The sequence below is a fragment of the Paenibacillus sabinae T27 genome, from assembly GCF_000612505.1.
Lineage (GTDB): Bacteria > Bacillota > Bacilli > Paenibacillales > Paenibacillaceae > Paenibacillus_AQ > Paenibacillus_AQ sabinae.
Genome location: NZ_CP004078.1, coordinates 3,557,058 through 3,574,959, shown reverse-complemented (window position 1 = coordinate 3,574,959; position 17,902 = coordinate 3,557,058). Strand labels below are relative to the sequence as shown.

General features: G+C 52.9%; 21 protein-coding genes. 20 read left to right on the top strand and 1 reads right to left on the bottom strand.

What is annotated here, in order from left to right; translation table 11 throughout:
- The first annotated feature begins 33 nt into the window (after nt 1–33).
- The 20 genes from PSAB_RS16480 (at nt 34) to PSAB_RS16385 (ending at nt 16,934) form a co-directional block, all read left to right on the top strand.
- Nucleotides 34–624: an NUDIX hydrolase gene (locus tag PSAB_RS16480; protein ID WP_025335692.1), complete on the top strand. Its 591-nt coding sequence runs from the start codon at nt 34–36 to the stop codon at nt 622–624.
- Nucleotides 615–1,904: an endonuclease Q family protein gene (locus PSAB_RS16475; RefSeq protein WP_025335691.1), complete on the top strand. Its 1,290-nt coding sequence runs from the start codon at nt 615–617 to the stop codon at nt 1,902–1,904. The genes PSAB_RS16480 and PSAB_RS16475 overlap by 10 nt, the downstream gene beginning before the upstream one ends.
- A 55-nt stretch (nt 1,905–1,959) precedes the next feature.
- Complete coding sequence (spoIIM, locus tag PSAB_RS16470; protein ID WP_025335690.1) at nt 1,960–2,610, top strand: stage II sporulation protein M; 651 nt, start codon at nt 1,960–1,962, stop codon at nt 2,608–2,610.
- A 94-nt stretch (nt 2,611–2,704) separates the two neighbouring features.
- On the top strand, nt 2,705–3,172 hold the full coding sequence (gene fur, locus PSAB_RS16465; RefSeq protein WP_025335689.1) for a ferric iron uptake transcriptional regulator: 468 nt from the start codon (nt 2,705–2,707) through the stop codon (nt 3,170–3,172).
- Between the two features lie 313 nt (nt 3,173–3,485).
- Complete coding sequence (locus PSAB_RS16460; protein ID WP_025335688.1) at nt 3,486–3,719, top strand: YqzK family protein; 234 nt, start codon at nt 3,486–3,488, stop codon at nt 3,717–3,719.
- A gap of 63 nt (nt 3,720–3,782) precedes the next feature.
- A complete protein-coding gene (gene xerD / locus PSAB_RS16455) occupies nt 3,783–4,676 on the top strand; it encodes a site-specific tyrosine recombinase XerD (protein WP_025335687.1) in 894 nt (297 codons plus the stop codon).
- An 88-nt stretch (nt 4,677–4,764) separates the two neighbouring features.
- Nucleotides 4,765–5,943, top strand: coding sequence for a phosphopentomutase (deoB, locus tag PSAB_RS16450; protein WP_084266544.1), 1,179 nt, complete (start codon nt 4,765–4,767; stop codon nt 5,941–5,943).
- Nucleotides 5,944–5,988: 45 nt separating this feature from the next.
- On the top strand, nt 5,989–6,816 hold the full coding sequence (locus PSAB_RS16445) for a purine-nucleoside phosphorylase (RefSeq protein ID WP_025335685.1): 828 nt from the start codon (nt 5,989–5,991) through the stop codon (nt 6,814–6,816).
- Between the two features lie 98 nt (nt 6,817–6,914).
- Nucleotides 6,915–7,793, top strand: a complete 879-nt coding sequence (locus PSAB_RS16440) for a purine-nucleoside phosphorylase (protein ID WP_025335684.1) — start codon at nt 6,915–6,917, stop codon at nt 7,791–7,793.
- Nucleotide 7,794: 1 nt separating this feature from the next.
- On the top strand, nt 7,795–9,126 hold the full coding sequence (locus PSAB_RS16435; protein ID WP_025335683.1) for a pyrimidine-nucleoside phosphorylase: 1,332 nt from the start codon (nt 7,795–7,797) through the stop codon (nt 9,124–9,126).
- 50 nt (nt 9,127–9,176) lie between these two features.
- Complete coding sequence (locus PSAB_RS16430) at nt 9,177–9,689, top strand: flavin reductase family protein (RefSeq protein WP_025335682.1); 513 nt, start codon at nt 9,177–9,179, stop codon at nt 9,687–9,689.
- A 258-nt stretch (nt 9,690–9,947) separates the two neighbouring features.
- Nucleotides 9,948–11,141 carry a D-alanyl-D-alanine carboxypeptidase family protein gene (locus PSAB_RS16425; RefSeq protein ID WP_025335681.1) on the top strand — a complete coding sequence of 398 codons (1,194 nt, stop codon included), beginning with the start codon at nt 9,948–9,950 and terminating at the stop codon, nt 11,139–11,141.
- 215 nt (nt 11,142–11,356) lie between these two features.
- Nucleotides 11,357–11,710 (top strand): anti-sigma F factor antagonist, encoded by a 354-nt coding sequence (spoIIAA, locus tag PSAB_RS16420; protein WP_025335680.1) that lies wholly within the window; start codon nt 11,357–11,359, stop codon nt 11,708–11,710.
- The gene (gene spoIIAB / locus PSAB_RS16415) at nt 11,707–12,162 is read left to right on the top strand and encodes an anti-sigma F factor (protein WP_025335679.1); all 456 of its coding nucleotides are present in this window, start codon (nt 11,707–11,709) and stop codon (nt 12,160–12,162) included. Before spoIIAA ends, spoIIAB begins: the two co-directional genes overlap by 4 nt.
- An 11-nt stretch (nt 12,163–12,173) precedes the next feature.
- The gene (gene sigF / locus PSAB_RS16410; RefSeq protein ID WP_025335678.1) at nt 12,174–12,929 is read left to right on the top strand and encodes an RNA polymerase sporulation sigma factor SigF; all 756 of its coding nucleotides are present in this window, start codon (nt 12,174–12,176) and stop codon (nt 12,927–12,929) included.
- Nucleotides 12,930–13,287: 358 nt separating this feature from the next.
- Nucleotides 13,288–13,878, top strand: a complete 591-nt coding sequence (locus PSAB_RS16405; RefSeq protein ID WP_025335677.1) for a chloramphenicol phosphotransferase CPT family protein — start codon at nt 13,288–13,290, stop codon at nt 13,876–13,878.
- 183 nt (nt 13,879–14,061) lie between these two features.
- Nucleotides 14,062–14,463 carry a YhfM domain-containing protein gene (locus tag PSAB_RS16400; RefSeq protein ID WP_025335676.1) on the top strand — a complete coding sequence of 134 codons (402 nt, stop codon included), beginning with the start codon at nt 14,062–14,064 and terminating at the stop codon, nt 14,461–14,463.
- 32 nt (nt 14,464–14,495) lie between these two features.
- On the top strand, nt 14,496–15,023 hold the full coding sequence (locus PSAB_RS16395; protein ID WP_025335675.1) for a hypothetical protein: 528 nt from the start codon (nt 14,496–14,498) through the stop codon (nt 15,021–15,023).
- 195 nt (nt 15,024–15,218) lie between these two features.
- Nucleotides 15,219–15,722: a ferritin gene (locus PSAB_RS16390; protein ID WP_025335674.1), complete on the top strand. Its 504-nt coding sequence runs from the start codon at nt 15,219–15,221 to the stop codon at nt 15,720–15,722.
- A 174-nt stretch (nt 15,723–15,896) separates the two neighbouring features.
- A complete protein-coding gene (locus PSAB_RS16385; protein ID WP_025335673.1) occupies nt 15,897–16,934 on the top strand; it encodes an NAD(P)/FAD-dependent oxidoreductase in 1,038 nt (345 codons plus the stop codon).
- 304 nt (nt 16,935–17,238) lie between these two features.
- On the opposite strand, the gene PSAB_RS16380 is transcribed toward PSAB_RS16385, so the two are convergent.
- Complete coding sequence (locus PSAB_RS16380; protein WP_025335672.1) at nt 17,239–17,859, bottom strand: NAD(P)-dependent oxidoreductase; 621 nt, start codon at nt 17,857–17,859, stop codon at nt 17,239–17,241.
- Nucleotides 17,860–17,902 lie beyond the last annotated feature (43 nt).

Below are 17,902 nucleotides of genomic sequence, written 5' to 3'. Positions count from 1 at the left end.
ATGCAGACCAGAGACAAAGGAGACCTGAAACCTATGAACAATCAAGGAACCGGAATAAAAAAAGAATGGCCCGCCAATCCGGCGCTGGACGAAATTACGGTATCCACCCGGCCGATTTTTGAAGGCAGGATCATTAAGCTGCAGGTGGACACGGTGACCCTGCCGGACGGCAACACGGCAACCCGTGAAGTGGTGAAGCATCCGGGCGCGGTGGCGGTGCTGGCGCTGAACAAGGGGAAAATGCTCGTGGTCGAGCAATTCCGCCAACCGATGGGACGGACGGAAGTGGAGATTCCGGCGGGCAAGCTGGACCCCGGCGAAGACCCGCTGGAAGCGGCCGGACGGGAGCTGCATGAAGAGACGGGATTTCACAGCGGCGATCTGTTCCTGCTGAAGTCGTTCTATACTTCTCCGGGCTTTGCCGATGAGATTATCCATCTGTATGTGACGGAGAACGCGCAGAGCGGCGAGATGTCGCTGGACGAGGATGAATTCCTCGTCGTGTCCGAGTTGACGCTGGAGGAAGCGTACGAATACATCGCCGACGGGCGGATCGCCGATGCGAAGACGATTATGGCGGTTTATGCCTGGCATCTGCGCACGCTGACCGGAAAATGGAACTAGCGCGGAACGAGCCGAAACAGGCAGGACGGAATGCAGCAGAGGGAGATTCGTCTGCGTCAGCGGCACTCAAATCGGCCGCGGAACCAACGCTTGCCCGTTATTACTGCGATCTGCACGTTCATATCGGCAGAACGTCGGAGGGCCGGGCGGTCAAGATCAGCGGCAGCCGCGATCTGACCTTTGCCGGGATTGCCCGGGAAGCCGCCGAACGCAAAGGCATCGGCTTGATCGGCATTATCGACAGCCACTCGCCTTCCGTGCAGCGGGATATTATGCGCTGTCTGGATGAAGGCGAGATGACCGAAGCCGAAGGCGGCGGCATCGCGTACCGGGAAACGGCCATCGTGCTCGGGACGGAGATTGAAATCCGCGAGCCGGGCCGCAAGGAGTGCCATGTGCTGGCCTTTATGCCCGATCTTCGGGCGATGAGCGAATTCAGCGCTTGGATGGGGCGCCATATGAAGAACGTCGATCTCAGCTCCCAACGCATTTATGTCCCGTCCAGGGAGCTTCAGGACGAGATCTACGGACGCGGCGGGATATTGATCCCCGCCCATATTTTCACACCGCACAAGGGCCTCTACGGCTGCGCCGCCGAGCGGATGGCCGAATTGTTCGATCTCCGGCGGATTGCCGGAGTCGAGCTCGGCCTCAGCGCGGATTCGGAAATGGCCGGGTATATTTCCGAGCTTGATCCGTTCACGTTCCTGACGAACTCGGACGCGCATTCGCTGGGCAAGATCGGCCGCGAATACAACGAAATGGAGCTGGCGGCTCCTTCGTTTGCGGAGCTGAGGCTTGCGCTGGAGCGCCGCAAAGGCCGGGGGGTTACGGCCAATTACGGGCTGAATCCACGGCTGGGCAAATATCACCGCACCTACTGCGCCGGCTGCGGCAGCATTATCGACGAAGCCTATGCCACCTCGCAGCGGTGCCCGTACTGCGGCGGGACGAAGCTGGTTCAGGGCGTACTGGACCGGATTCTGAGCATCGCCGACAGGGAGGAGCCGGTTATCCCCGGTTACCGTCCGCCGTACCGCTATCAGGTTCCGCTGGAGTTCATCCCGGGCCTGGGCAAGGCAAAGATGAATCTGCTGCTGGAAGCCTTCGGCACCGAGATGAATATTCTTCATGAGGTCGCCGAGGAGGAGCTGGCGGCCGTGGCCGGTTCCGAACTGGCTTCCAAAATCGCCGCCGCCCGAACCGGGACGCTGGAGCTCACCGCCGGCGGGGGCGGAACATACGGCCGGGTCGCGCAGCCGTCCAAGGACAAGTCATAGAGCGGGACGCTTCTTCATAAGGTGTAACATGTGACCAGGAGAGGAGAACGTCCCGATGCGGAACTTCCGTCATATGATTAAAGAGCAGACGCCGCTTTATATTTTTGTCGCCGTATTATTCTTGGTAGGGGTCGTCTTCGGCGCCCTGATCGTCAGCGCGCTGACAATGGACCAGCAGCAGGAGCTTGCCGATTATCTCGGCAATTTCTTCGTGATGGTTGACCAGAACGGGCTGCCTGCGGCCCCGGAGTCATTCTGGAGCATCGCCGGGCTTCATCTGAAATGGATCGGCCTGATCTGGATTCTCGGCTTGTCGGTTATCGGACTTCCCGGAATTCTGATTCTGGATTTCCTCAAGGGGGTCCTGATCGGCTTCACGGTCGGTTGTCTGGTCAGCCAATATTCGTGGCACGGCCTGCTGTTCGCCCTCGTGTCGGTCGCGCCCCATAATATGGTCGTCATCCCGGTGATCCTCATATGCAGCGCATCGGCGATCGCCTTCTCTCTGCTGATGATCCGCAGCCGGGTGATTGCGCGCCGTCCGCTTCATGTAGGGCGTCCTTTTGCCATGTATACACTGCTGTCCTTTATCATGGCGCTTCTCATTCTTGGCGTTTCGTCCTTCGAGACCTGGGTGACTCCGTCGATGATGAAGTGGGTGACCCCCGCTTTGGTGCAGAACGCGACGGAGGTTAACGGGCAGTAAAAGCGTTTGACTTCTCAAGATTACTCCCCCTATAATGAAAGAAGTGATTTTCAGAGAACGCAGCGCTATTTTCCTGGGGGGAGGGAGAATGAATATGGAAGACAAGATCGATAAAATTAAGCAGCAACTGCAATCCCAAGGATACAAGCTTACACCCCAACGGGAAGCGACGGTGCGCGTACTTCTGGAGAATGAGGAAGACCACCTCAGCGCGGAAGATGTGTTCATGCTCGTAAAGGAGAAGGCCCCCGAGATCGGTCTTGCGACCGTATACCGTACCCTTGAACTGCTAAGCGAGCTGCATATTGTGGAGAAGATCAACTTCGGCGACGGCGTCGCAAGATACGATCTGCGCACGGATACCTCCAAGCATCATCATCATCATTTGATTTGTGTGCAGTGCGGCAGCATGGACGAGATCCGCGAAGATTGGCTCGGACCGATGGAGGAGAAGCTGGATAAGGAATTCAATTTCTCCGTAATCGACCACAGGCTCGATTTTCACGGGATTTGCTATCGTTGCAGGGAGAAGAACAAATCGGATAACAACCGGGCCGATTGAATGCATAGAGTCAGGCAGGCAAGTGGATAGAAGACGCACGTTAAAGCTCTTTCCGGCTTTTTGCCGGGGAGGGCTTTTTAGTAATGTCAGAAAAGGGATTGTGCAGCTTCTTTGGCATGACAGGTGTTTTTTTATTGTAACGGGGAAGATTCGTGCGCTTGGAAGGCCTTTATTCATGGCTGCGCACAGCGCGTCACACATAAGGGAGACCAGATTCGCATAAAGTGAAGCACGGGGATTGTCCGTAAAAATGGAAAACGAAAGGGATCAGCCCTGCGGCCAATCTTATCCCACCTGCGGGAGGAATGCGAACATGGTCTTTTCTGTACCGAAAGCGCTTCGGAGGCTCTTTTTTATTGTGATATTTGTCGCGCTGAGCTGCCTGTTCTATAATATAATGGACCTGCTTCATCGCTGGATGGGACCTGTGCCCGATTCGGAGATTCCGGAAGGTTCGGCGGTGCGGGCGTTTCGCGAAATTCAGCCGGGGGGCGGGGAGCTGAGTCCGTCGGAGCGGCTGCGCCTGTATTACTGGTACGGGGAATGAAAGCGCCGCTGTCGCCCGAATCTCTAATCACATTAAACGGCGCACAAGGCGGGAGGGAGGATTATGAAGTCAACTTTGCAGGATTTTTTACAATACCTTTCCCGTGAAAAAAACGTGTCGCCCAGTACGCTTGAATCCTACGGCCGCGATATCTCCCAGTTTTTGGACTATGCCGCGGAGCGGGGCGCTACGACTCCTCAAGAATTCCGCAAGCCGCTGATCACGCTCTATCTTGGCGGGCTGAAGACGGCCGGCCGGGCCGCGTCGACGATTAACCGCAGCACGGTCTCGATCCGGGCCTTTTTTCATTTTCTCCTTAAAGAGCGGCTGATCGTTGCGGACCCCACGCTTGAGGTAGAAGCGGTGAAGCCGGAGAAGAAACCGCCCGTGATTCTCAGCTTGGACGAGGTGGAGCGTCTCTTGGCAGCGCCCGACGTCTCCACAACGCATGGCCTGCGGGACAAGGCGATGCTGGAGCTGCTGTACGCGACTGGAATCCGGGTATCGGAGCTGGTTATGCTTGATGCGGGCGATGTCCAGACGGCGCTTGGATTCGCGCGATGCTCCGGTTCCGGCGGCAAGGAGAGGGTGGTACCGATCGGCGCCGTTGCTTCCGAATGTGTGGAGGCATATCTCAAGAACAGCCGGGACAAGCTTCTTCGGGCAGGCAAGGATGAACCGGCGCTGTTTCTGAACAGTCTGGGCGGTAGATTGACCCGGCAAGGATTCTGGAAAACGATTAAAAAATACGCGAAGGAAACGAATACGCGGCAGGATATTACTCCGCATACGCTGCGGCATTCATTCGCCGCCCATCTGCTTGAGGGGGGAGCCGATCTGCGCTCCGTCCAGCAGATGCTCGGACATGCCGATATTTCCACGACGCAAATGTACAGCGGCATCGCGCGCGGGAACATGAAAGAAGTTTATGAAAGATATCATCCCCGGGCGCGGTAACGCCGGACAAGCGCTCCTTCACCCGGGGCATGACAGGAATGAACGTAATAACCTAACGATTTCTTACAAATGAAGGAGCGTGGACATAGTGTCCTCTTTTAAACGGATTTGCTTTATCGTTCTGGACAGCGTAGGTATTGGAGAAGCGCCGGACGCCGCCAGCTTCGGCGATGCGGGTTCGCATACGCTGGGACATATTTTGGAGCGGAACCCGGGGCTGAAGCTGCCGAACATGCAGCGCTTAGGTCTAGCGAACATCGCCCCCCTTCCGCCGCTGGGTCCGGTTCCGCAGCCGAAAGCCTATTATGGAAAGATGCAGGAAGTTTCGGTCGGCAAAGATACAATGACCGGCCACTGGGAACTGATGGGTCTGAAGATTGAGACGCCGTTTAATACATATCCAGACGGCTTTCCGGCAGAGCTGATCGCTAAATTCGAAGCTGCGACAGGCCGGAAAGTCCTCGGCAACAAGCCGGCGTCAGGTACGGAAATTCTCGTGGAATACGGAGAAGAACAGATGAAGACGGGGGCCTGGATCGTCTATACCTCGGCCGACAGCGTCTTTCAGATTGCCGCGCATGAGGAGATCATTCCGCTGGACGAGCTGTACCGCGCCTGCCATATCGCCAGAGAGCTGACGATGGCGCCGGAATTCTCGGTCGGCCGCGTCATCGCCCGCCCGTACGTCGGCCAGCCGGGAAACTTCACCCGCACGCCGAACCGGCATGATTACGCGGTGAAGCCGCCGGAGCCGACGGTAATGAACGCGCTGGCCGACATCGGCAAAGATGTGATTGCCGTAGGCAAGATCAACGATATTTTCTCGGGCGAGGGCGTAACGGCGGCCCACCCGACCAAGAGCAATGAGCACGGCATCGAGGTGACGATAGAACAGCTCCGCAAGCCGTTCGAGGGGCTGCTGTTCACGAACCTCGTCGATTTTGATTCGCTGTATGGCCACCGGCGTGATCCGGAAGGCTACGGCCGCGCTCTCGAAGTGTTCGACCAGGCGCTGCCGGACATTATATCCGCCTTGGGTGAGGATGATCTGCTGATCGTCTCTGCCGATCACGGCAACGATCCCGTGCACAGCGGAACCGACCATACCCGCGAATATGTGCCGCTGCTGGTGTACGGTCCGAAGCTTCAGGCGCCGGACAGCCTTGGCGTCCGCTCCACCTTCTCCGATGTGGCGGCGACCATCGCCGATAATTTTGGAGCAGCGGCGCCGAAGTACGGAACAAGCTTCCTCGGGGAGCTGAAATAAATTCGTATCATCCCATATATAAGTTTACTTTAAGGAGGAGCATACATGACAAACACAACCAGCCTCGGCGCGATTCAGCAAGCGGCAGAATATATCCGGAGCAAAGGCGCGGAAGCGCCGGAAATTGGGCTGATTCTCGGCTCGGGTCTCGGCATTCTGGCCGATCTGATTCAGGACGGCATAAGCATTCCTTATCAGGATATCCCCCATTTTCCGGTGTCCACTGTAGAAGGACATGAAGGAGAACTGCTGATCGGTACGATTGAAGGCCGCAAGGTCGTGATGATGAAAGGCCGCTTTCACATGTACGAAGGCTACGGGCCAGAGACGACAGCATTCCCCGTCCGCGTCATGAAAGAGCTTGGCGTAACGAGCCTGCTCGTCACCAACGCCGCCGGTGGCGTCAATACGGACTTCTCGGCCGGGGATTTGATGCTCCTTACCGACCATCTCAATCTGACGGGCCGCAATCCGCTGATGGGACCAAATGATCCCGCGCTTGGCGTGCGTTTCCCCGACATGTCCGAGCCGTACAGCCGCCGGCTGATCGCGGCTGCGCGCGAAACCGCGAAGGCGCAGAATTTCACCTTCAAGGAAGGCGTATACGCAGGCCTGCTCGGCCCATGCTACGAGACGCCCGCCGAGATCGTCATGCTGCGCCGCCTGGGAGCCGATGCGGTCGGCATGTCCACCGTATCGGAGACGATCGTCGCCCGCCATGCAGGCATCGAGGTGCTCGGCATCTCCTGTATTACCAACATGGCTGCGGGGATTCTGGATCAGCCCTTGTCCCATAACGAGGTCATGGAGACGGCGGAACGTGTCCGTGAGCGCTTCTTGAGCCTTGTGCTTGCCCTTATTCCGAAAATGTAAAACTCCCCCCGCAAAGTGAAGCTTACTTCATGAAGCTTATTCAGGTACTTTGCGGGGACCCCGGCACATTAACTTTGACAATTGAGGAGGAATCCACAATGACACCATCCGCTAACAGTGCATCCGAAGCAGCCAATTACGGCGCGCAGGTGAAGGAAGCCGCCGCCTATATCGAGTCCAAGCTGGGCTTTTATAAGCCGGTTATCGGGCTGATTCTCGGCTCCGGTCTCGGTGATCTCGGCGATCAGATTGAGGATGCCGTATATTTGCCTTATGAGGAGATTCCTCATTTTCCACGTTCGACAGTAGAAGGCCATGCCGGACGGTTCGTTATCGGCAAGCTGGAAGGCAAGGACGTTATTATTATGCAGGGCCGCTTTCACTACTATGAAGGCTACCCGATGCGCAAAGTCGTGCTGCCCGTATACGTTCTCGCCAAGCTCGGCATTGGCACCCTTGTCATCACGAATGCGGGCGGCGGCATGAACCGGGCGTTCAAGGCTGGCGACCTGATGCTGATTTCCGATCATCTGAATATGACCGGAGACAACCCGCTGATCGGCCCGAATGATCCGGAGCTCGGCGTTCGCTTCCCGGATATGTCCAAGGCCTACGATCCGGAATATATCGCGCTTGCCAAGAAGCTGGCTCCGGAAATCAAGGGAACCGACGGAGAGAGTCTGACGCTGCAGGAAGGGGTATATGCGGGCATCAGCGGCCCGACCTACGAGACGCCTTCCGAGCTGAAAATGCTCGCGTACCTTGGCGGCGATGCCGTCGGCATGTCCACCGTTCCCGAAGTCATTGCCGCAAGCCACAGCAGGCTTAGAGTGCTCGGCATCACCTGTATCACCGACATGGCGATCGGTGACGAGCTGGAGCCGCTGACGCATGAGCAGGTGGTCAAGGTGGCGAATCTGACCAAGCCGAAGTTTATCGGACTTGTCCGGGCTTTCGTGCGCGAGGCGCAGCTGTAAGATGAGAGCGGTCGACATTATCCAGAAGAAAAGGGACGGCGGCGAGCTGACAAGAGAGGAAATTTCTTTTCTCATTCAAGGCTACACCCGGGGAGAGATTCCGGATTATCAAATGTCCGCGTGGGCGATGGCGGTCTATTTCCGGGGAATGAACGCCCGCGAGACCGGCGACCTGACCCTGGAAATGGCCAAGTCCGGCGATCAGGTCGATCTCAGCCCGATCGCCGGAATCAAGGTGGACAAGCATTCCACCGGCGGAGTGGGTGACAAGACGACGGTCGTTCTCGCTCCGCTGGTGGCATCGGCTGGCGTACCGGTCGCCAAAATGTCCGGGCGAGGCCTCGGACACACCGGCGGCACACTGGACAAGCTGGAGTCCATCTCCGGCTTCTCCGTCGAGATGGAGCGCGAGCGCTTCTTCGCCCAGGTCGGCGAGATCGGCGCGGCGGTCATCGGCCAGTCCGGCAACATTACGCCCGCCGACAAGAAGCTGTACGCCCTGCGCGACGTAACGGCGACCGTGAATTCCATTCCGCTCATCGCAAGCTCCGTCATGAGCAAGAAGATCGCCGCCGGCGCGGACGCCATCGTGCTGGACGTCAAGACCGGCAGCGGCGCGTTCATGAAGACGCTGGACGACTCCATCGCGCTCGCGCAGGCGATGGTCGATATCGGTACACAGCTTGGCCGGCATACGGTCGCGGTCATCAGCGACATGGACCAGCCGCTCGGCTACGGCATCGGCAATGCGCTCGAAATCAAAGAAGGCGTCGAAACGCTTCGCGGGCACGGGCCAAGCGATCTCACGGAAGTGTGCCTGATTCTCGGCAGCCAGATGCTTGTTCTCGGCGGGAAGGCGAAGGATACGGAGGAGGCCCGCGCCATCCTGAAGCAGCATATCGCGGACGGCAGAGCGTTCGAGAAGCTGAAGGTGATCGCAGCGGCGCAAGGCGGGGATGTCGCCCAGATTGAAACGCCTTCGAAGCTGCCCACCGCCCGGAGACAGGCAGAGGTTAAAGCGCAGTCGGACGGATATATCGAAGCGATTCAGGCCGAAGAAATCGGCATCGCCGCCATGCTGCTCGGCGCGGGCCGGGAGACGAAGGAATCCGTCATCGACCTGGCCGTCGGCATCGTGTTGTCGAAGAAGGTTGGCGACGCCGTCTCCGCCGGAGAGACGCTGGCGGTCCTGCACATCAATGACGCTTCCGAGAGCAAGGTGAAGGAAGCCGAGGCCAAAGTGCTGGAGGCCTACCGCATTACGGCTCAGCCGGTAACTCCGCCGCCGCTCGTCTATGCTATCGTCACGAAGGATGGCGTAACCCGGTATTAATGGGTTATACTGGGTGATGGATGTTATTTTTTCGTGGTGGAGGAGAAGGAATGAGCCAAGGGTTTAAATTGTTGGAGCCGCAGGAACTGACGGATAATGTGTTCAAGCTGGTCGGGGAAGACTGGATGCTGATTACGGCGGGAGGCGCGGACAGCTATAACACGATGACAGCGAGCTGGGGCGGACTGGGCGTTCTCTGGCACAAACAAATCGCTTTTTGCGTCGTAAGGCCAACCCGCTACACCTATGAATTTATGGAGTCCTCGGATACGTTCTCGCTGTCGTTCTTTACGGAGGATTACCGGAGCGCGCTGGAGATTTGCGGAAGCGCCTCGGGAAGAGACACGGATAAAGCAGCGGCTGCGGATATCACGCCGGTAGAAGATACGCCCGGAATCGTGTATTTCGAGGAAGCCAGACTCGTTCTGGAATGCCGCAAGCTGTATTATCAGGATCTCGACCCGGAGAAGTTTCTGGACGAAAGCATTCACCAGATGTATCCCAAAAAAGACTATCACCGCTTGTATGTCGGTGAAATTACGCAGGTCCGGATCAAGGAGTAATTCCGGTTAACGGATGATCATCACCCGATATTCCGTTCTTCTTGCTTCATATAGTTACCGGGAAATGCCGTGATCAAGTCCCTCTTTTCGACATATTTACGGCAGCAGTCGGGAGCAGCCGCAGGATACGCTATTACGCGTATTCTGCGGCTGTTTTTTTGTCTATCTAGCAAAATCAGGAATAATTCCGCCCTTTTCTGACGAAACTGGAACACAGTACCTGTGATATGAAGGTAAACGTTCAGGAGGGGAACTTTGATGACAAAATTTCGCTTTTGCATACTGGTGCTGTGCATCGTCTTCGGCGCGTTAAGCCCGATCACCGTGTTCGCCGAGGAAAAAGGGCAGAAGCCCGGCAGCTCAGCGGGAGCTGCCGATCTCGCGCCGCAGGCACGCTCGGCCATTCTGATGGACGCCGGTACCGGCACTGTCATTTACCAGAAGAACAGCCATGACAAGCTGCCTCCGGCAAGCATCACGAAGATCATGACGATGCTGCTCACCGTCGAAGCGCTGGATGACGGCCGGCTGAAGCTGACCGATAAAGTCCGGACAAGCGAATACGCCGCCTCGATGGGAGGCTCGCAGATTTTTCTGGAGCCCGGCGAAGAAATGACGGTCGACGAAATGCTGAAGGGCATCGCCATGGCTTCCGGCAACGATGCATCTGTAGCGATGGCGGAGAAGATCGCCGGCTCGGAGAGCGCTTTTGTCGACATGATGAACAAACGGGCGGAGGAGCTTGGCATGAAAGATACGCATTTTGCCAACTGCAACGGGCTTCCTGCAGAGAACCACTATTCGTCCGCGCATGACATTGCGGTCATGAGCCGCGAGCTGCTAAAGCACCGCCAGATTATCAAATACACCGGCTCCTACCAGGACTACCTTCGCAAGGACACGGAGAAGCCGTTTTGGCTCGTCAATACGAACAAGCTGGTGCGCTTCTATACCGGAGCGGACGGACTGAAGACCGGCTATACGTCGGAGGCCAAATTCTGTCTGTCGGCCACGGCGTCAAGAGACGGGCTGCGGGCGGTCGCCGTCGTCCTGGGAGAGCCCAATACGAAGACGCGCAACAGCGAGGTCTCGGGGATGTTCGATTTCCTGTTCTCGCAGTATAAGGTCCATACGATCCACAAGGCCGGGGATACGCTGGGCACCCTGACGATCGAGAAGGGGGTCAAGGCCGAGCTGCCGATCAAGGCGGAAGAGGACTACACCCTTTTGCTAAAAAAAGGAATTACCCAGGAAGGCGTACGCCATGAAACCGTTATTCTGGACAAAGTCAAAGCCCCGGTGTCCAAAGGGCAGACGATCGGCAAGCTGGTGGTCTACCAGGGCAATGCCACCCTGAAGCAGTATGAGCTGAAGGCGCCCGAGGATATCGCGAAGGCCGGCTGGTGGAAGCTGTTCAAGCGGACGACGGGTTCCATGTTCTCGCGGAACTGACGAAAGGCGCCGCAGAGCCTTAAGCTTTTGGTCCGGACCGGAGGCTTAGGCGGTTTTTGCCGGGTGGCCCCGATCCTTTTGTAGAACGATGAGAGTTTTCTTCTAGTTTTGTCGTGAGGCAGGATTCGCTCTCCACCACGTAGAAAACGTTGTCCTTGAAGACGTTGTCATCAGCCAAGCCGTTTCAAAGCAACGAAGAGGAGAGTGGCGATAATATGAATTCACGTGTGCAAATGGAGCATCACCGGGGTGTGCTCATTGTCCGTCTGACGGGAGAGCTCGATCATCATGCGGCCGATTATGTAAGAATGGATTTGGATGAAGCGATTCTGCGGAGACAGGTGGAGCATCTCGTCCTGAGCCTGAAGGATCTCCAGTTTATGGACAGCTCGGGGCTGGGCGTTATTCTGGGACGGTACAAGCTGATTCATGCAAAAGGTGGGAAAATGGTCATCTGCGCCGCCAACTCGCCGGTCAAGCGGCTCCTGGAAATGTCGGGTCTGCTGAAAATCATGCCGCTGTACGAGAATGAGAGCGCAGCACTTTCGAATCTGGAGGTTGCGTTATGACACAGGAACAAGCGAAAAATTTCATGAGCGTCCAGTTTGCGGCGCTGTCGGAAAATGAATCGTTCGCCCGCGTCGTCGTAGCGGCCTTCGTCTCCCGGCTTGACCCGACCCTCGATGAGCTGAATGATCTGAAGACGGTTGTGTCGGAAGCGGTCACCAACTGCATTATCCACGGCTATGACAGCGATCCATCGGGCATTGTCTACATCTCCGCCAAGATCGAAGGCGAGACGGTGCATCTCCTGATCGAGGACAAAGGCAAGGGCATCGAAGATCTGGAGCTGGCCCAGCAGCCGCTCTACACCTCCAAGCCTGAGCTGGAGCGTTCGGGCATGGGATTTACCATTATGGAGAATTTCATGGACGAATTAGATGTGACCTCCGAGCCGGGCCGCGGAACCTCGATCCGGATGAAGAAGACGATCGTCTCAAAAAAAGCTTTGTATAATTAGGGGATGGAGCCATGGATGCAGAGTCAAAAAAAGCTCCGCCGACCTATTTGGACGATGCGGAGGTCAAACGGCTGATCGCGCTCAGCCAGGCCGGCGACACAACCGCCCGCGACACGCTGGTAGGCTGCAATATCCGGCTTGTCTGGTCGGTGGTGCAGCGGTTTATGAACCGGGGATATGAGCCTGATGATCTGTTCCAGATCGGCTGTATCGGTCTGCTGAAGTCCGTGGACAAGTTCGATCTGAGCTATGACGTCAAGTTCTCCACCTATGCCGTGCCGATGATTATCGGCGAGATCCAGCGTTTCCTGCGAGACGACGGCACCCTAAAGGTCAGCCGCTCCCTCAAGGAAATGGCCAACAAGGTGCGCAAAATGAAGGACGAAATGTCCAAAACGCTCGACCGTCTGCCGACCATCGGCGAGGTGGCGGACGCGCTCGGCGTCACGCCCGAGGAAATTGTCTTCGCCCAGGAGGCGAACAAGCCGCCGACGTCGATTCACGAGACCGTGTTCGAGAATGACGGCGATCCGATTACCCTGATCGATCAGATTGCGGACGAGTCCCAAGAGAAATGGTTCGACAAGCTCGCGCTAAGCGAAGCCATCGGCTCCCTGACCGAGCGTGAGCGGCTGATCGTCTACCTGCGCTATTACCGCGACCAGACCCAGTCCGAGGTCGCGAGTCGTCTCGGCATTTCCCAGGTCCAGGTGTCGCGGCTGGAGAAGAAGATTTTGCAGAACATCAAGGAGCAGATTGCGCAGTGAAGCCCTGGCTCCCTAGTCGAGACGCATGACCTATCGTGACTGCATAGCAATAACAACCCGTAAAAGGAACCCAATGGCTGCCTTTTACGGGTTTTGTTTTTCCTGCCGCCATCCTTCTTTCAGCCACATGGAGAGCTCGGTAAGGAACCGTTGATCCATCCGGCGATTTTTGTGATTACCGCTTTTCCAGATTGTTTCGAGTTCCTATACTGAGGGAAACCCAACGTCCAATTAAGCTCTAACGGGCAGGATAGTTTAATAGTTTCTCGAATGTTTTATCAGTTGGATAATTTAATAAACTTTATGAATATAATGTTGTCTGAATGATACGCAAATCTTATATGTGAGGGTGATTCGTGTGAAGCAAGGACTTATTGTGTTCTTGAACGGAACTTCAAGTTCCGGAAAGACTAGTATTTCAATGGAACTGAAAAATCAGAAAGAGATTCCTTTTCATCATTTATCCATAGATGCTTTTTTTGGTAATTACAATGATTTTATTGATAATAATTTTCCGGATATTGAACCTACAAGAGAAGTAGATGATGTCGGAAAAATCCTTTTTGATCCCATAATCTCAGTGTATTATGCAACAATTAAGTTGTTTTCAGAAATGGGTTTAAATGTAATCGTCGATACCGTAATCGACAATGACAAGCGGTTTAATGATTACCTTGATCTATTGTTCGATCATCCAACATTGTTTGTAGGCGTATTATGCTCGAAAGAAGAACTCACAAGAAGAGAGCAAATCAGAGGAGATCGACAGATTGGACTAGCGAATTCCCAATACGACCAAATATATTCCTTTAAAGAATATGACCTTAAAGTAAATACTGAAGAGTTGAGTCCAACAGAATGTGCCGAAACAATACTAGGCTTTATTAAATCCGATCAGGATTACTCTGCATTTAAGAAATTAATGAAAAGAGAGATTAGTGTTTCATAGGAGGGAATCCATCAGATAACTACATATTCAAGCATTGGAACTATTGCCCCTCGGTCTACCCGACGGATTTCGGAATTCTAACGGGAAACATTAGCAATAAACCAACGGTAGTCTAGGACTTATTTTCCAGTTCAATACTGCCGTTGATCAGTCTCCATCTTTCTTCAGTAAGGGAGGTAATTTATGAAAAGAATTAGCATCCTTTCAATTTCACTGATAATTTTGTTGATTTTAATATTTGTATTATTCAGACCAAAGCAAGAGATCGTTAGCGTTAGCCTTGTTTCCGAAACAAAGGAAATCACTTACACTGACACTGAAAGTATTCAAATATTCGAAGATGCTATAAGAACTGTAAAAAAAGTACACGGGGCTGTTGATGTGGGTCCACCAACTTATCGAATGACTGTTACTTACGCTGATTCTGAGGTTGTCGAATTCATCCTTTATATGGATTTTAAAACTAAAAATGGCTTCCTGATTAATGATAGCAATAGCGAAAAGATGCTGGATTTAAAAGATCAGAATTCTGAAAAGCTAGCTGATCTGTTAAGTAAAGTAAAGAGAGAAACGGTAAAGAAGTGAGGTTGATTCTTACATTAGGAAGGGAAGTAATTTTGAGAAAGTATATTAATGCAACACTCCTTATTTTATTAATTATGTCTATATTTATTAATGTTTCTATGTTGTATAAAGATTACAAGTCGACTCCAGGTAAAGGGGAAGTCAAAGGTTCATATGAGTTGTTTATGGTAGACGTCCGTGCTGTACAATCAGGCCTTAATATTTATTTAGGTGAAACGGATCAAAAGAAGAAACAACTTGCTCTGTACGACGTGTTAAGTTTTACTTACAAGATGGATTCTGAATTAAAACTACTAGATTTAAAGTCTAAACAAATATATAACAGAGGTTTAACCCCTCTTCCAAGTTACACTGCAGATTTTGTGACCACTTCTTCACGATTATTTAGTAGTTATTTAGTGGAAGGTAAGGATTTAACCGATGTTGCAAAAAAATTAAAGTCCTACATTGATGATTTAATTAAGATACTGGATGGTACATCCATGCAAGACAAGAAATCTTCCAAGGAAGTTTTCGAAAAAATTGATAATTACTCTAAAAAACACAGTCCGATGTATTAGTTCGACTTTCGACATGTGGTACTTACGATTGCCGTGAGAATAAGCAGCCCGACCACCCGGCGTAGGAAACAAACAAGTTCCGGATCTGTGGTTTTTCCTCCGATTCGACAAGTTTTTCATTCTGATGTCAGGCATTCAAAACAGACTTCATGGTATGATGTAGGGGAAAATATAAACAGGATGGAGTGTGGTTACATGCAAGAGGAACTGGCAAAGGCGTTAAACGACCAAATGAATTTCGAGTTTTATTCGGCGCATGTGTATTTGGCGATGGCGGCGTATTGTTCGGGCGAGAGTCTGGACGGATTCGCGAACTTTTTTCTGATTCAGGCGGAAGAGGAACGTTTCCATGCCATGAAGATCTACAAATTCCTGAACGACCGGGATCACCGGGCTACGCTGGCGGCACTGCCGGAGCCGAAAAATGAGTATGCTTCAGTTCTGGAAGCTTTTGAGGCGAGTTACGCTCATGAGCAGAAGAACACCAGCAAATTCTATCATCTGGCCGATTTGGCGCTCGATGCACGTGAGCATGCCACAATTTATTTTCTGAAATGGTTCATTGACGAGCAGGTTGAGGAAGAGGCGTTGTTCAGCAGCATTATCCAAAAGCTGAAGCGGATCGAGAACGACAGCAACGCGTTCTTTATGCTGGATGCGGAATTTGCAGCCCGCACGTTTACGCCTCCGGCCGAGTAAGCCGGCGGCTCTAAGCTTCTGAGAGAGATACATACAGCAGGAAATCAAGTCCGGGCGGGATCGCCCGGGCTTTTGTATTGCCAAAGGGAGCCGGATCGGATACAATTCAAATGAGAATGATTATCAATTATGCGAATAGGATATCGACCTAGACGTCCGATCTGGAGGAGAACAATGAGCGGTCAACCGGAATTATTTGATGTGACGATTATCGGCGGAGGCCCTACCGGAATGTATACAGCTTTTTACAGCGGCATGCGGGATTTGAAGACCAAGCTGATCGACGCCAATCCGGAGCTGGGCGGGAAAATGCTGATTTATCCGAAAAAAATCATCTGGGACGTGGGCGGTGTCACGCCAATTCTGTGCAGGCAGTTAATCGACCAGTTGAAGCGGCAGGCGCTTACTTTTGACCCGGCGATTTTTCTGGGTGAGCAGGTGGTCTCTATGGACCGGCAAAAAGATGGAACCTATACGCTGACTACTGCTGCGGGAAATCAACACTGGACCCGAACCGTCATTCTGGCGATCGGCTACGGTATTCTTAAAATGGCGAAGCTGGAGATCAAAGGGGCGGACCGGTATGAAATATCGAATCTGCATTATACCGTCCAAGAATTGGAGCCATTTCGCGGCAAAAAAGTGCTGATATCCGGCGGCGGCGACTCTGCAGTGGATTGGGCGAACGCGCTGGAGCCTGTCGCAGCGAAGGTTACCGTAGTGCATCGGCGGGAGGAGTTTGGCGGCCATGAGAAAAATATTGCGCTGATGAAGTCGTCCTCCGTTCGTGTGCGCACCCCCTTCACGGTCAGCCAACTGCACAGCAGCGGCGGTGAACAAATAGAGGAAGTTACCATCTGCCATACGGAGACCGGGGAAACGGAGCGTTTGGCGGTGGATGCCGTTATCATCAATCATGGCATGAGATCCGATTTCGGACCTGTAAGAGAGTGGGGGCTCGATATGGGAGAGTGGAGCGCCAATGTCAGCGAGAAGCTGGAGACGAATCTGCCCGGCGTGTTCGCAGCCGGAGATTTCGTGAACTATGGCAGCAAGGTAAGGCTGATTGCCGGCGCTTTTATGGACGCGGTATTGGCCGTTAACAGCGCCAAGCTGTATCTGGACCCAGAGGCTCCGAAGACCGCCTACGTTTCCTCGCATAACGAACGCTTCAAGGAGAAGAACAAGGCGCTGGGAACACTTGAATCATAAGCTTGGACACCAACGGTTGGTTACGAAAGGCTGCACCTGTTTTGACCCGGGGCAGTCTTTACTGTCTTAGGAAAATAAAGTATTAGACATTCATGCCGCTAACGTGGCACCATCAGATGATGAAATAGAGTTATTTCAGGATAGACTGTCGTTGCTTCATTAAGCTAACTGGCAGTTTAGTTAAAAAAGAGATGTTAAATTTTCCAGAAAGGGCGCTTTAGTTGAAGAGCAGGGATTGTTGCCGCAACTCATTTTCTTTTTCAACAAACGGGTTAGTCAAATAAGAAATAGTATAAGAATATTATTAGTAGGCGATACCTACACGTGATTTTATATAATCACTAGATTTTATCTGGCTAAATGTAAATTCTGCTGTATCCGGCACGGATATTTCAACTCCACCCTCAGGAAAAAAATTACGGTCTACACGATATTTACCTATACTTTCTCCATCAGGCAAATACGTAGGACAGACAATAGTCCATTCTAGTGTTGATTGTTTAAGCATATCGTAAACTTTATGATGTTCTTTCGCTGCACGGACTGATTTGCGCTTTGATTCACTTGACTGATAACGCAGTAAATTTGGGGTGGTTCTACTTTGCAGGATACCTGCAGTCCCTATAGTTATAATTCGTTGTATACCTTCGTTTTCCATTGCTTCGATAATTAGTGGCATACTTTCTGTTAGAGTGGTTGTCCCATCAGTATTTAGTGCACTAATAACTACATCGATCCCACGCATTGCACGTACGATATCATCTTTATTTAAAACATTACCTTGAAGAATAGATAAATTTTTATTATTTATTTGAATCTTTTCTGGAGTGCGAGCTAATACAGTAACATGATGTCTGTCATGAAGGGCATAAGTAACTATTTGACTTCCAACTCGTCCAGTTGCACCTAAAATTAAAATATTCATAAGAACGAACCTCCTTTTGCGAATAAAAGTTATTATATCGTCT

What these genes read in the sequence shown, in the direction of transcription:
- PSAB_RS16480 (WP_025335692.1), top strand. Translation starts at nt 34, where the DNA reads ATGAACAATCAAGGAACCGGAATAAAAAAAGAATGGCCCGCCAATCCG.
- PSAB_RS16475 (WP_025335691.1), top strand. Translation starts at nt 615, where the DNA reads ATGGAACTAGCGCGGAACGAGCCGAAACAGGCAGGACGGAATGCAGCA.
- spoIIM (WP_025335690.1), top strand. Translation starts at nt 1,960, where the DNA reads ATGCGGAACTTCCGTCATATGATTAAAGAGCAGACGCCGCTTTATATT.
- fur (WP_025335689.1), top strand. Translation starts at nt 2,705, where the DNA reads ATGGAAGACAAGATCGATAAAATTAAGCAGCAACTGCAATCCCAAGGA.
- PSAB_RS16460 (WP_025335688.1), top strand. Translation starts at nt 3,486, where the DNA reads ATGGTCTTTTCTGTACCGAAAGCGCTTCGGAGGCTCTTTTTTATTGTG.
- xerD (WP_025335687.1), top strand. Translation starts at nt 3,783, where the DNA reads ATGAAGTCAACTTTGCAGGATTTTTTACAATACCTTTCCCGTGAAAAA.
- PSAB_RS16445 (WP_025335685.1), top strand. Translation starts at nt 5,989, where the DNA reads ATGACAAACACAACCAGCCTCGGCGCGATTCAGCAAGCGGCAGAATAT.
- PSAB_RS16440 (WP_025335684.1), top strand. Translation starts at nt 6,915, where the DNA reads ATGACACCATCCGCTAACAGTGCATCCGAAGCAGCCAATTACGGCGCG.
- PSAB_RS16435 (WP_025335683.1), top strand. Translation starts at nt 7,795, where the DNA reads ATGAGAGCGGTCGACATTATCCAGAAGAAAAGGGACGGCGGCGAGCTG.
- PSAB_RS16430 (WP_025335682.1), top strand. Translation starts at nt 9,177, where the DNA reads ATGAGCCAAGGGTTTAAATTGTTGGAGCCGCAGGAACTGACGGATAAT.
- PSAB_RS16425 (WP_025335681.1), top strand. Translation starts at nt 9,948, where the DNA reads ATGACAAAATTTCGCTTTTGCATACTGGTGCTGTGCATCGTCTTCGGC.
- spoIIAA (WP_025335680.1), top strand. Translation starts at nt 11,357, where the DNA reads ATGAATTCACGTGTGCAAATGGAGCATCACCGGGGTGTGCTCATTGTC.
- spoIIAB (WP_025335679.1), top strand. Translation starts at nt 11,707, where the DNA reads ATGACACAGGAACAAGCGAAAAATTTCATGAGCGTCCAGTTTGCGGCG.
- sigF (WP_025335678.1), top strand. Translation starts at nt 12,174, where the DNA reads ATGGATGCAGAGTCAAAAAAAGCTCCGCCGACCTATTTGGACGATGCG.
- PSAB_RS16400 (WP_025335676.1), top strand. Translation starts at nt 14,062, where the DNA reads ATGAAAAGAATTAGCATCCTTTCAATTTCACTGATAATTTTGTTGATT.
- PSAB_RS16390 (WP_025335674.1), top strand. Translation starts at nt 15,219, where the DNA reads ATGCAAGAGGAACTGGCAAAGGCGTTAAACGACCAAATGAATTTCGAG.
- PSAB_RS16385 (WP_025335673.1), top strand. Translation starts at nt 15,897, where the DNA reads ATGAGCGGTCAACCGGAATTATTTGATGTGACGATTATCGGCGGAGGC.
- PSAB_RS16380 (WP_025335672.1), bottom strand. Translation starts at nt 17,859, where the DNA reads ATGAATATTTTAATTTTAGGTGCAACTGGACGAGTTGGAAGTCAAATA.